Origin of the sequence: Streptomyces sp. NPDC012510 (assembly GCF_042955065.1) — a bacterium.
Lineage (GTDB): Bacteria > Actinomycetota > Actinomycetes > Streptomycetales > Streptomycetaceae > Streptomyces.
Genome location: NZ_JBIBEN010000002.1, coordinates 348,775 through 361,772 on the forward strand (window position 1 = coordinate 348,775; position 12,998 = coordinate 361,772).

The 12,998-nt window shown below is 69.8% G+C and carries 10 protein-coding genes; 8 read left to right on the forward strand and 2 right to left on the reverse strand.

Annotated features, from left to right (window positions below):
- Positions 1–80: 80 nt before the first annotated feature.
- Genes ACFY9I_RS04370 through ACFY9I_RS04385 form a run of 4 tightly spaced genes read left to right on the forward strand, consistent with a single transcriptional unit; the run spans position 81 to position 5,924 of the window.
- Complete coding sequence (locus tag ACFY9I_RS04370; RefSeq protein WP_390996475.1) at positions 81–1,697, forward strand: carboxyl transferase domain-containing protein; 1,617 nt, start codon at positions 81–83, stop codon at positions 1,695–1,697.
- Positions 1,698–1,716: 19 nt separating this feature from the next.
- The gene (locus tag ACFY9I_RS04375) at positions 1,717–3,783 is read left to right on the forward strand and encodes an acetyl-CoA carboxylase biotin carboxylase subunit (RefSeq protein ID WP_390997013.1); all 2,067 of its coding nucleotides are present in this window, start codon (positions 1,717–1,719) and stop codon (positions 3,781–3,783) included.
- Positions 3,780–4,757: a hydroxymethylglutaryl-CoA lyase gene (locus tag ACFY9I_RS04380; RefSeq protein WP_390996478.1), complete on the forward strand. Its 978-nt coding sequence runs from the start codon at positions 3,780–3,782 to the stop codon at positions 4,755–4,757. The genes ACFY9I_RS04375 and ACFY9I_RS04380 overlap by 4 nt, the downstream gene beginning before the upstream one ends.
- Positions 4,758–4,763: 6 nt before the next feature.
- Positions 4,764–5,924, forward strand: coding sequence for an acyl-CoA dehydrogenase family protein (locus tag ACFY9I_RS04385; protein WP_390996480.1), 1,161 nt, complete (start codon positions 4,764–4,766; stop codon positions 5,922–5,924).
- Between the two features lie 10 nt (positions 5,925–5,934).
- On the opposite strand, the gene ACFY9I_RS04390 is transcribed toward ACFY9I_RS04385, so the two are convergent.
- Together ACFY9I_RS04390 and ACFY9I_RS04395 are read right to left on the reverse strand one after the other, a co-directional pair.
- Entirely contained in the window at positions 5,935–6,165 is a 231-nt protein-coding gene (locus tag ACFY9I_RS04390; protein WP_390996483.1) for a hypothetical protein, read from the reverse strand.
- Between the two features lie 14 nt (positions 6,166–6,179).
- Positions 6,180–7,484 carry a hypothetical protein gene (locus ACFY9I_RS04395; protein WP_390996486.1) on the reverse strand — a complete coding sequence of 435 codons (1,305 nt, stop codon included), beginning with the start codon at positions 7,482–7,484 and terminating at the stop codon, positions 6,180–6,182.
- A 496-nt stretch (positions 7,485–7,980) separates the two neighbouring features.
- Here ACFY9I_RS04395 and ACFY9I_RS04400 point away from each other — a divergent pair, with 496 nt between their 5' ends.
- The 4 genes from ACFY9I_RS04400 to ACFY9I_RS04415 all read left to right on the forward strand — a co-directional run bounded on the left by ACFY9I_RS04400 (position 7,981) and on the right by ACFY9I_RS04415 (position 12,980).
- Positions 7,981–9,030, forward strand: a complete 1,050-nt coding sequence (locus ACFY9I_RS04400) for an ABC transporter substrate-binding protein (RefSeq protein ID WP_390996488.1) — start codon at positions 7,981–7,983, stop codon at positions 9,028–9,030.
- Between the two features lie 125 nt (positions 9,031–9,155).
- Positions 9,156–10,013, forward strand: coding sequence for a siderophore-interacting protein (locus ACFY9I_RS04405; RefSeq protein ID WP_390996491.1), 858 nt, complete (start codon positions 9,156–9,158; stop codon positions 10,011–10,013).
- A gap of 251 nt (positions 10,014–10,264) precedes the next feature.
- Positions 10,265–11,710: a lysine decarboxylase DesA gene (gene desA, locus ACFY9I_RS04410; protein ID WP_390996493.1), complete on the forward strand. Its 1,446-nt coding sequence runs from the start codon at positions 10,265–10,267 to the stop codon at positions 11,708–11,710.
- Complete coding sequence (locus ACFY9I_RS04415; protein WP_390996496.1) at positions 11,664–12,980, forward strand: SidA/IucD/PvdA family monooxygenase; 1,317 nt, start codon at positions 11,664–11,666, stop codon at positions 12,978–12,980. Before desA ends, ACFY9I_RS04415 begins: the two co-directional genes overlap by 47 nt.
- Positions 12,981–12,998 lie beyond the last annotated feature (18 nt).

Genomic DNA, 12,998 nt, shown 5'->3' on the forward strand with positions numbered 1-12,998 from the left:
AGGGGGGTTAGCGGTCGTTAACCTGAAGGAAACGCGTTAACGCTCATTAACAGGCGATCACTGGGTGAGGGGACCGCACGATGGACCAGGCACCGGTGCTGACGACCGCGGCGGACCCCGCGGCGGAGCCCTTCCGTGCCAACGAGGCCGCGCACCGCGCACTGGGCGAGGAGCTGCGGGCCAAGCTGGCCGCGGCCCGGCTCGGCGGCGGCGAGAAGGCGCGCGCACGGCACACCGCACGCGGCAAGCTGCTGCCGCGCGACCGGGTCGACACCCTCCTCGACCCCGGCTCCCCCTTCCTGGAGCTGGCCCCGCTGGCGGCCGACGGGATGTACGACGGGCAGGCCCCCGCGGCAGGCGTCATCGCCGGGATCGGGCGGGTCGGCGGCCGGGAGTGCGTGGTCGTCGCCAACGACGCCACCGTCAAGGGCGGCACGTACTACCCGATGACGGTGAAGAAGCACCTGCGGGCCCAGGAGGTGGCCCTGGAGAACCGCCTCCCCTGTCTCTACCTCGTCGACTCCGGCGGCGCCTTCCTCCCCATGCAGGACGAGGTCTTCCCCGACCGCGAGCACTTCGGGCGGATCTTCTACAACCAGGCGCGGATGTCGGGGGCGGGGATCCCCCAGATCGCGGCCGTCCTCGGCTCGTGCACGGCCGGCGGCGCGTACGTACCCGCCATGAGTGACGAGGCCGTCATCGTCCGGGGCCAGGGGACGATCTTCCTCGGCGGCCCTCCCCTGGTGAAGGCCGCCACCGGCGAGGTCGTCACCGCCGAGGAGCTGGGCGGCGGCGAGGTCCACTCCCGGATCTCCGGCGTCACCGACCACCTCGCCGAGAGCGACGCCCACGCCCTGCGCATCGTGCGCACCATCGTCTCCACGCTCCCCTCCCGGGGCCCGCTCCCCTGGTCGGTCGAGCCGGCCGTCGAGCCCAAGGTGGACCCGTTCACGCTGTACGGCGCCGTACCGGTGGACTCCCGCACGCCGTACGACGTGCGTGAGGTCATCGCGCGCGTGGTCGACGGTTCGCGGTTCGCGGAGTTCAAGGCGGAGTTCGGGCAGACCCTGGTCACCGGCTTCGCCCGGATCCACGGCCACCCGGTCGGGATCGTCGCCAACAACGGGATCCTGTTCTCCGAGTCCGCCCAGAAGGGCGCCCACTTCATCGAACTGTGCGACCAGCGCGGCATCCCGCTGGTCTTCCTGCAGAACATCTCCGGCTTCATGGTCGGCCGGGACTACGAGGCCGGTGGCATCGCCAAGCACGGCGCCAAGATGGTGACGGCCGTGGCCTGCACCCGCGTCCCCAAGCTGACCGTGGTGATCGGCGGCTCGTACGGGGCGGGCAACTACTCGATGTGCGGCCGGGCGTATTCACCGCGCTTCCTGTGGATGTGGCCCAACGCCAAGATCTCGGTGATGGGCGGCGAGCAGGCCGCGTCCGTCCTCGCGACCGTGAAGCGGGACCAGGTGGAGGCACGGGGCGAGCAGTGGCCGGCGGAGGACGAGGAGTCCTTCAAGGACCCGATCCGCGCCCAGTACGAACGCCAGGGCAACGCCTACTACGCGACCGCCCGCCTCTGGGACGACGGGGTCATCGACCCCCTCGACACCCGGCAGGTCCTGGGCCTCGCCCTGACCGCCTGTGCCAACGCGCCCCTGGGTGAGCCCCAGTTCGGCGTCTTCCGGATGTGAGGGGGCTCTGCAGGTGACCATGTTCGACACGGTCCTCGTGGCCAACCGAGGAGAGATCGCCGTCCGCGTCATCCGTACGCTGCGGTCGCTGGGCGTCCGCTCGGTCGCCGTCTTCTCCGACGCGGACGCCGACGCCCGGCACGTACGGGCGGCCGACACGGCCGTACGGATCGGTCCGGCACCGGCGGCCGAGAGCTACCTCTCGGTGGGACGGCTGCTGGAGGCGGCGGCCCGCACGGGCGCACAGGCCGTGCACCCGGGATACGGCTTCCTCGCGGAGAACGCCGAGTTCGCGCGGGCGTGCGCTGACGCGGGTCTCGTCTTCATCGGACCTCCCGCCGAGGCCATCTCCCTCATGGGCGACAAGATCCGCGCGAAGGAGACGGTCCGGGCGGCCGGGGTGCCGGTGGTGCCCGGTTCCAGCGGCAGTGGGCTCACCGACGCCCAACTCGCCGACGCCGCACGGGAGATCGGCATGCCGGTGCTGCTGAAGCCCAGCGCGGGCGGTGGCGGCAAGGGCATGCGGCTGGTGCGGGACGAGGCCGTGCTGGCCGACGAGATCGCCGCCGCCCGCCGCGAGGCCCGCGCCTCCTTCGGCGACGACACCCTCCTGGTGGAGCGGTGGATCGACCGCCCCCGGCACATCGAGATCCAGGTCCTGGCCGACGGTCACGGGAACGTGGTCCACCTCGGCGAGCGCGAATGCTCCCTCCAGCGCCGCCACCAGAAGATCATCGAGGAGGCGCCCAGCGTCCTGCTCGACGAGGCCACCCGCGCCGCGATGGGCGAGGCGGCGGTCCAGGCGGCCCGCTCCTGCGGCTACTCCGGCGCGGGCACGGTCGAGTTCATCGTCCCCGGCGGCGACCCTTCCGCGTACTACTTCATGGAGATGAACACCCGCCTCCAGGTCGAGCATCCGGTGACCGAACTGGTCACGGGCGTCGACCTGGTGGAGTGGCAGCTCCGGGTCGCGGCGGGCGACCGGCTGGCCTTCGCACAGGAGGACGTGACGCTGACGGGCCACGCGGTGGAGGCGCGGATCTGCGCCGAGGACCCCGCCCGGGGCTTCCTCCCCTCCGGCGGCACGATCCTGCGTCTGCGCGAACCGCACGGCGACGGCGTACGGACCGACTCCGGCCTCAGCGAGGGCACGGAGGTCGGCTCGCTCTACGACCCGATGCTGTCGAAGGTCATCGCCTACGGCCCCGACCGGCCCACCGCGCTACGGCGCCTGCGCGCGGCCCTCGCGGAGACGGTCACGCTGGGCGTGCAGACGAACGCCGGGTTCCTGCGGAGGCTGCTGGCCCATCCGGCGGTGATGGCCGGGGAGTTGGACACCGGGCTGGTGGAGCGCGAGGTGGAAGGACTGGTCTCGGACGAGGTGCCGGGCGAGGTCTACGCGGCGGCGGCGCTGCTGCGCCAGGCCGCGCTCGGCCAGTCGTCCGGCGACGACACCGGCTGGACCGACCCGTTCGACACGGCGGTCGGCTGGCGGCTGGGCGGCGAAACCGCCTGGACGGCGCACCACCTGCGCCTACCGGGCCACGAGCCGACGACCGTGCGCGTGCGCCGCGCACCGGACGGCGGAGCCGAGGTCCTGGCGGCCGACGCGACCGCCCCCCTCAGGGGGTCCGGGGGCGCGCCCCCGCGTGCCGGGGGCGCGGGCCGGTTCACCTTCCACCTCGACGGTCTCACCCACACCTTCCACCACGCCGCCGACTGGCTGGGCCGCGACGGCGACGCCTGGCACGTGCGCGACCACGACCCCGTCGCCGCCGCCCTCACCGGCGCCGCGCACGCCGGGGCCGATTCGCTCACCGCCCCCATGCCCGGGACGGTCACCGTGGTGAAGGTGGCCGTCGGGGACGAGGTGACCGCCGGGCAGAGCCTGCTGGTGGTGGAGGCGATGAAGATGGAGCACGTCGTCTCCGCGCCGCACGCCGGGACGGTCGCCGAGCTGGACGTCTCGCCCGGCACGACCGTCGCGATGGACCAGGTGCTGGCGGTCGTCGCGCCCCATGCGGACCAGGTGCTGGCGGTCGTCTCGCCGCATGCGGACCCGATGGACGGGGAGGCGACGGTATGACCGCCCCCGGCCTGCCCATGACCGTGGCCGCACCGCCCGCCGACGGCCTCCCCACCCGCGTCCGTATCCACGAGGTCGGCGCCCGGGACGGCCTGCAGAACGAGAAGGCGACCGTCCCGACGCGGGTGAAGGCGGAGTTCGTCCACCGCCTGGCCGACTCCGGCCTCACCACCATCGAGGCCACCAGCTTCGTCCGTCCCGAGTGGGTGCCCCAACTGGCCGACGCCGAGGCCCTCTTCCCGCTCGTCAGGGACCTCCCGGTGGACCTCCCCGTCCTCGTCCCCAACGCACGCGGACTCGACCGCGCCCTCGCGCTGGGCGCGCGCCGGGTCGCCGTCTTCGCCAGCGCCACGGAGTCCTTCGCCAGGGCCAACCTCAACCGTACGGTCGACGAGGCGCTCGCCATGTTCGAGCCGGTGGTGAGCCGGGCCAAGGCCGAGGGAGGCCATGTCCGGGGCTATCTCTCCATGTGCTTCGGCGACCCCTGGGAGGGCCCGGTCCCGATCCCCCAGGTCGTACGGGTCTGCCGTGCGCTCCTCGGCATGGGCTGCGACGAACTCAGCCTCGGCGACACGATCGGCGTGGCGACCCCGGGCCATGTCCAGGCCCTGCTCACCGCCCTGAACGAGACGGGCGTACCGACCCCGTCCCTCGGTGTGCACTTCCACGACACCTACGGCCAGGCCCTCGCCAACACCGTCGCGGCGCTACGGCACGGCGTCACGACGGTCGACGCGTCGGCCGGCGGCCTCGGCGGCTGCCCGTACGCGAAGTCCGCCACCGGAAACCTCGCCACCGAAGACCTCGTGTGGATGCTGCGCGGACTCGGCATCGACACGGGCGTCGACCTCGGCCGCCTCGTCGCCACCAGCGCGTGGATGGCCGGACACCTGGGCCGACCCAGCCCGTCCCGCACCGTACGAGCCCTGTCCCACGAGGACGCCGAGGGCCCCGAGGACCTCAAGGAGCAATGACGTCCCATGAACCACCGACTCTCCCCCGAGCTGGAAGAACTCCGCCGCACGGTCGAGGAGTTCGCGCACGAGGTCGTCGCGCCCAAGATCGGCGACTTCTACGAGCGGCACGAGTTCCCGTACGAGATCGTGCGCGAGATGGGCCGCATGGGGCTGTTCGGACTGCCGTTCCCGGAGGAGTACGGCGGCATGGGCGGCGACTACCTGGCGCTGGGCATCGCGCTGGAGGAGCTGGCCCGGGTGGACTCGTCCGTGGCGATCACCCTCGAAGCGGGGGTGTCCCTGGGCGCGATGCCGATCCACCTCTTCGGTACGCAGGCGCAGAAGGAGGAGTGGCTGCCGCGGCTCTGCTCCGGCGAGATACTCGGCGCGTTCGGCCTCACCGAGCCCGACGGCGGATCGGACGCGGGGGCGACCCGGACGACGGCCCGTCTGGACGAGTCGACGAACGAATGGGTCATCAACGGCAGCAAGTGCTTCATCACCAACTCCGGCACTGACATCACGGGGTTGGTCACGGTCACGGCGGTCACCGGCCGCACCCCGGACGGCAAGCCGCTGATCTCCTCGATCATCGTCCCGTCCGGCACCCCGGGCTTCACGGTGGCCGCCCCCTACTCCAAGGTCGGCTGGAACGCCTCCGACACCCGCGAGCTGTCCTTCTCCGACGTACGGGTCCCGGCGAAGAACCTCCTGGGCGAACTCGGCCGGGGCTACGCCCAGTTCCTGCGCATCCTCGACGAGGGCCGCATCGCCATCTCGGCGCTCGCCACGGGCCTCGCCCAGGGCTGCGTGGACGAGTCGGTGAAGTACGCGAAGGAGCGGCACGCCTTCGGCCGCCCGATCGGCGCCAACCAGGCCATCCAGTTCAAGATCGCCGACATGGAGATGAAGGCCCACACGGCCCGCCTCGCCTGGCGCGACGCGGCCTACCGCCTCGTCGCCGGCGAGCCCTTCAAGAAGGAGGCGGCGCTGGCGAAGCTCTACTCCTCCACCATCGCCGTCGACAACGCCCGCGACGCCACCCAGATCCACGGCGGCTACGGCTTCATGAACGAGTACCCGGTCGCCCGCATGTGGCGCGACTCCAAGATCCTGGAGATCGGCGAGGGCACGAGCGAGGTGCAGCGGATGCTGATCGCCAGGGAGTTGGGGTTGTCAGGCTGATCCGGTCTGCTCAGCGAAGCGGCGCGCCCCGTCCGCCGCCGACCTGCCGATGCGCGGCGCGCACGATGCCACCGGCCTCGCGGATCGCGCGCGCCCGCACGGCGGGATCCGGGCTGTCGATGGCCTGCTCGGCGGCGTGCAGACGGCGGGCGGGCCTGGGGTGACGCTCGATCTCGACGGCGACGGCCCACCGCCGGCAGAACATCCGGATGCGTACGACAGCCCCAGGCGGCGGCCCCACCGCGTGACTAGCCGTCAGCTTGACGCAGATACCTCCCGCCGCACTCGACGAACCTCTCTGACCGTCAAGGCACCCGCACCCCCTGTCGCGCAGAGCGGCAGAACGGGAAAGAGCACAGCGACGCCCCACGAGACAAGACTTCTGTCCACCGCTTCATAACCGCCCCAGGGTTTCCGCACGGCTCGAATGACCTCGCCCTTCCGACCGTCGTACGAAACCGTCACCGTGCGCGTGGCAGTGGTGTCCAACTGCGGGCCACTGCATACGATGCGGCTTCCGCCGCGCCCTCCCCCTTCCATGTGGCACTCGGTGATCCGCACCCGCACCACATCCTCCAGCAGGTCCAGCCGGGCGAGTCCTGTTGTCACCGCCCACCAGGTTGCTGCTGCGCACAGCAGGGTGATCAGGCCGTAGCCGACAACCGCCGGCCTCCGCCCCCTTGAGCTGTGGTCCGGCGGGCCGGTGTGAGGATCGGCGCGGTCGTTCAGCAACGACTCCCCGACTTCGCGGGGAGGCCCCTCGCACTCGGCAGAGACATCGCTCACTCGCGCTCGCGGGCTGTCGGACACGCGCACGTCTCGCGCGAGGCGCCGCTCGGCCGCACGACGGGCGACCCGCACGCCGCCGGCGACACCGGAGCCGACGAGGACCAGGAACCCGACGACCAACAACCAGTCATTGACGGCGTTCGCGGAGGTGCCCTCAAGGTCGGCGTTGTACAGGTCGCCCTTCCACGGCCCGTACGAGACGACGAACCCGGTCTCCCAGTCGCTCAGGATCGGATCCCGGCCGGGGTCACATCGGAACGGCCCGCGGCGCGTGTCACCGCTCCATGGATCGCTCCACGTCACGGTGCACCTCCCCTGCGCGTCTTCCGCGACAACTGTCAGGTCCACTTGCGGATCCCGCTCAGCAGCCACGGAACCCGCGATCCCCAGACTCATGACCACGGCGGCGGCAAGCGCGACCCACCGGAACAGCGGCCGGCGACGGGGATGCGCGGTGACAGCCGCGCCCCTCGGTGTCGCACTCGCCTCCGTCAACCGCGGTTGCCGAGGTGCCGCCGCTTCTGACGCCCCATCGGTCACGGCTCGTCGTTCGTCGCCCTCTTGCGGACCGCGCCGTGCCTGCCCCTTCCGATCCTCTTCATTCCTCCGGTATTTGATGAAATTCCCGATCACGACCCCCGAGCCTATTGAGAAGACGGTCGGGACCAAGTGGCTGTACGGCTCCCCCATTCCTCGACTGAGCTGCGCCACCGCCACGATTGCAACTCCCAGGAGAAAGAGATGCTTCCAGTAGGAACGCCAAGTCTTCATTCAAACTCGCATTTCCGATCCGGTCGACCACAACGCGAGGGCCACTAAGTCGAGTTAACCTAACTGGACCTAGAATAAATAGATTTGGCGCCAGGCTGATGGTTACCGCTTGGCGTCGGTCCAGCCGCCCGGGCGGGCATGGGCACAAGAGAGCAAATATTTTCGGCCAGCGGCGAGCACGGGCCTTCGATGCACCGAACGCCGCCGGGGCCCCAAACAGCCCCCGGCGGCGGGCCGTTGAGCCCACCCGCCCGAACCGAAGGGACCTGAGGCGAACCTTCCCTTTCGCGAGGAGGGCGGCTGATTTAAGGGCACCCCACCCCTCACGCACCCCACCAACCTTCGATTCACAGGAAACTCAAAGGTCAGGACCGGTGGCGGCCTGCACGGTCCACTCCCCGGAACCCCCCGCTGGACACGAGGTGAGGTTAGGCTAACCTTCCTTCGAACTCACCCTCGGGCGGCACCCCCGCCCCGTTCGAAAGTAGCCATACCTATGTCCAACGCCAGAGCCGCTCACCTCACCCGCCGTGGCATCCTCGCCGCCGGTGGCGCACTCGGTCTCGGTGCCGTGCTCGCCGCCTGTGGGGACGAGGACGCGAGCAGCGGCACTGGCTCCGGCAAGGAGTCGGCTGCCGCCAAGTCGGGCCCCTGGACGTTCAAGGACGACCGTGGCACGACCGTGAAGCTCGACAAGGTCCCGACGAACATCGTCGCCTTCGTGGGTGTCGCCGCAGCGCTCCACGACTACGGCATCGGCGTCAAGGGCGTCTTCGGCCCGACCAAGACGCAGGACGGCAAGGCCGACGTCCAGGCCGGCGACCTCGACGTCAGCAAGGTCACCATCCTCGGCAACGTCTGGGACGAGTTCAACGTCGAGAAGTACGCCGCGCTCGCCCCCGACGTCCTCATCACCACGATGTTCGACGACGCCGGCACCCTGTGGTACGTCCCCGAGGCCTCCAAGGACAAGATCGCCAAGCTCGCCCCGAGCGTCGGCGTCTCCGTGTACGACCGGCAGATGACCGAGCCCCTGCAACGCGTGCTGGAGCTGGCCAAGTCGCTGGGCGCGGACGTGGAGTCGGAGAAGATCACCGCGGCCAAGAAGCGGTTCGAGGACGCCGCCGCCCGGCTGCGCGCGGCCTGCAAGGCCAAGCCCGACATCAAGGTGCTGGCCGGTTCCGCCAGCCAGGACATCTTCTACGTCTCCGGCTCGAACCTCTCCATCGACCTGGAGTACTACAAGGCCCTCGGCGTGAACTTCGTCGAGCCGAGCGCCGCCGCGCTGAAGGCCAGCGGGGGCTGGTTCGAGAACCTGAGCTGGGAGAACGTCGACAAGTACGACGCGGACGTCATCATCATGGACAACCGCACGTCGGCGATCCAGCCGGACGCGATCGAGGAGGCGACGTGGAAGAAGCTTCCCGCGGTGAAAGCCGGGCAGGTCATCGGGCGTAACCCCGAGCCGATTCTGTCCTACGACAAGTGCGCGCCGCTGCTCGAGGAGTTGGCCGAGGCGATCGAGAACGCGAAGAAGGTCTCCTGACGCCGTATTCGTCCGCGGGCGGGTCGTAGGTGGCTGGTCGCGCAGTTCCCCGCGCCCCTTGGGTGTCCCGGGCTGCCCCCTTCCCTCCTCCTCCCGCCCCGCCCCTGATCACGGAGTAACCAGAAATGACGACGGCCGTAGCCGCACCCTTCCGTTTCTTCTCTCTTCAGGTCGTACGGACGGAGCGGCTGGGGCCGTCTCTCGTTCGGGTCTCGTTCGCCGGGGACGACCTCCGGTTCTTCCACTCCGACGGCAGGGACCAGTCGCTGTCGCTGTTCCTGCCGCAGCCGGGACAGGACGCCCCGGCCGTGCCCTACGAGCTGGGGGACGGCTGGTGGCAGGCGTGGCGGGAACTGCCCGACGACGTACGGGCGGTGATGCGCTCGTACACCCTGCGGGGGCTGCGGTCGGACGCCGACGGCGACACCGCCGAGATCGACATCGACTTCGTACTGCACGGTGTGGAGCCGGGCGCCGCCGAGCCCGCCGGGCCCGCGTCCCGGTGGGCGTCGGCCGCGCAGGCGGGCGACCGGGTCGTGCTGCTCGGGCCCGCGATCGCCGACAACCGGGCGATCCGTTTCCGGCCGCCTGCGGACGCCGATCTGGTGCTGATCTGGGGTGACGAGACGGCGCTGCCCGCCGCCTCCGCGATCCTGGAGTCACTGCCCACGGGCACGCGGGCCCGGGTCTGGCTGGAGGTCCACCACGCCGGGGTCATCCAGGACCTGGCCACCGAGGCCGACGCCGAGATCACCTGGCTGGTGCGGGCGGAGGGTGCGCCGACCACGCTCGACACCATCCGTGCCGCCCAACTGCCGCCCGGTGAGCTGCCGTACGCCTGGATCGCCGGTGAGTCCGGCCGGGTGAAGGAACTGCGCCGCCATCTCGTGCGGGAGCGCGGGATCGACAAGCGGAGGGTCACCTTCGTCGGGTACTGGCGCGAGGGCCTGACGGAGGAGCAGCTGCGGGAGCGCGGCGAGTAGCCGAGTGACAGCTGCCACCAGAATCACCAGATCGCCCGAGCGGCCCGAGCCGCTCGAGTCACCCGAGTCACCCGATTCACCAGCGACCTTAAGCGGCTCGCGACACCACAAGTGATCACAGTCACGGCAGAGCCAGAGCCTCCCCCAAGTTAATTAGGTTAGCCTTACCTTAGTTGAACGGGATGAGGTGATGCCCATCCCCCACTCACCTCTCCGTCCCACCCGGACCGCCCCGCTCGGAGGACCTCCCCATGCGCTCGCACCTGCTCAATGACACGACCGCGGAGCGGTACCGCCGCACCGTGACCGAAGGCGTGGAGCGCGTGGCGGCCAAACTCGCCACCACCGACCGACCGTTCACCGGTGTCACCGTCGACGCCCTCTCTCCCACCATCGAGCAGATCGACCTCGACGAGCCGCTGCACGACACGGCCGCGGTCCTCGACGAACTCGAGGACGTGTACCTCCGGGACGCCATCTACTTCCACCACCCGCGCTACCTCGCCCACCTCAACTGCCCGGTCGTCATCCCGGCCGTACTCGGTGAGGCCGTCCTCTCCGCCGTCAACTCCTCCCTGGACACCTGGGACCAGTCCGCGGGCGGCACCCTGATCGAGCGCAAGCTCATCGACTGGACCAACGAGCGCATCGGGTTCGGTCCCTCCGCCGACGGCGTCTTCACCTCCGGCGGCTCCCAGTCCAACCTCCAGGCCCTGCTCCTCGCCCGTGAGGAGGCCAAGACCGACAGCACCGCCAAACTGCGGATCTTCGCCTCCGAGGTCAGCCACTTCAGCGTGAAGAAGTCGGCGAAACTGCTGGGCCTGGAGCAGGACTCGGTCGTCTCCATCCCGGTGGACGGCGAGAAGCGCATGCAGACCATGGCGCTCGCCCGTGAGCTGGAGCGCTGCAGGAACGACGGCCTCGTCCCCATGGCAGTCGTCGCCACCTCCGGCACCACCGACTTCGGTTCCATGGACCCGCTGCCCGAGACAGCCGAGCTGTGCGCCCAGTACGACACCTGGATGCACGTCGACGCCGCCTACGGCTGCGGCCTGCTCGTCTCCCACAAGCGCCGCGACCTGCTGAACGGCATCGAGCGCGCCGACTCCGTCACGGTGGACTATCACAAGTCATTCTTCCAGCCGGTGAGTTCGTCCGCCGTCCTGGTCCGCGACGGGCACACCCTGCGCCACGCCACCTACCACGCGGAGTACCTCAACCCGCGCCGCATGGTCACCGAGCGCATCCCCAACCAGGTCGACAAGTCACTGCAGACCACCCGCCGCTTCGATGCGCTCAAGCTGTGGATGACGCTGCGCACGATGGGCGCCGACGGTATCGGCCAGCTCTTCGACGAGGTCTGCGACCTCGCGGAGGAGGGCTGGAAGCTGCTCGCCGCCGACCCGCGCTACGACGTCGTCGTGGAGCCCCGGCTCTCCACGCTGGTCTACCGCTACATCCCCGAGGCCGTCACCGACCCGGCCGAGATCGACCGCGCCAACCTCTACGCCCGCAAGGCCCTGTTCGCCTCCGGAGACGCCGTGGTCGCGGGCACCAAGGTCGGCGGTCGCCACTACCTGAAGTTCACCCTGCTCAACCCCGAGACCACGGCCGAGGACATCGCCGCCGTGCTCGATCTGATCGCCGGCCATGCCGAGCAGTACCTGGGAGAATCCCTTGACCGCGTCGCTTCCTGAACCCGCCGAGAAGGCCTACGACTTCATCGGCATCGGACTGGGACCCTTCAACCTCGGCCTGGCCTGCCTCACCGAGCCCATCACCGAACTCGACGGGATCTTCCTGGACTCGAAGCCGAACTTCGAGTGGCACTCGGGGATGTTCCTCGACGGCGCCCACCTCCAGACCCCTTTCATGTCGGATCTGGTCACCCTCGCCGACCCGACCTCGCCGTACTCCTTCCTCAACTATCTGAAGGACTCCGGCCGTCTGTACTCGTTCTACATCCGCGAGAACTTCTATCCCCTGCGGGTCGAGTACGACGACTACTGCCGCTGGGCCGCGAACCGGCTGAGCAACGTCCGCTTCAACACGACGGTGGCGGAGGTGACGTACGAGGACGACCTGTACGTCGTGAGGACGACCGGCGGCGATGTCCTGCGCGCCCGTCGCCTCGTCCTCGGCACCGGCACCGTCCCGTACATCCCCGAGGCCTGCCAGGACCTGGGCGGCGACTTCTTCCACAACGCGCAGTACGTCCACCGCAAGGCGGAGCTGCGGTCGAAGAAATCGATCACGATCGTCGGCAGCGGCCAGAGCGCCGCCGAGATCTACTACGAACTCCTCTCCGAGATCGACGTCCACGGCTACCAGCTCAACTGGGTCACGCGCTCCCCGCGCTTCTTCCCCCTCGAATACACCAAGCTGACGCTGGAGATGACGTCCCCGGACTACATCGACTACTTCCGCGCGCTCCCCGAGGAGACCCGCTACCGGCTGGAGAAGCAGCAGAAGGGCCTGTTCAAGGGCATCAACGGGGATCTGATCGACTCGATCTTCGACCTGCTCTACCAGAAGAACGTCACCGCCGGCGGCCGCCCGGTCCCGACCCGGCTGCGCACCAACTCCACACTCAACGCCGCGAGTTACGAGGACGGCCGGTACACCCTCGGGCTCCGCCAGGACGAGCAGGGCAAGGACTACGAGATCGAGACCGAGGGCCTGATCCTGGCCACCGGCTACCACTACCGGCCACCGGCCTTCCTCTCCTCGATCAACGACCGGCTCGTCTTCGACGGCCACGGCCGCTTCGACGTGGCCCGCAACTACGCCATCGACACCACCGGCCGGGGCGTCTTCCTCCAGAACGCGGGGGCCCACACCCACAGCATCACCTCACCCGACCTGGGCATGGGCGCCTACCGGAACTCGTACATCATCCGCGAGCTGCTCGGCACGGAGTACTACCCGGTGGAGAAGACGATCGCCTTCCAGGAGTTCGCGGTCTGACCGACATCATGACCGTTT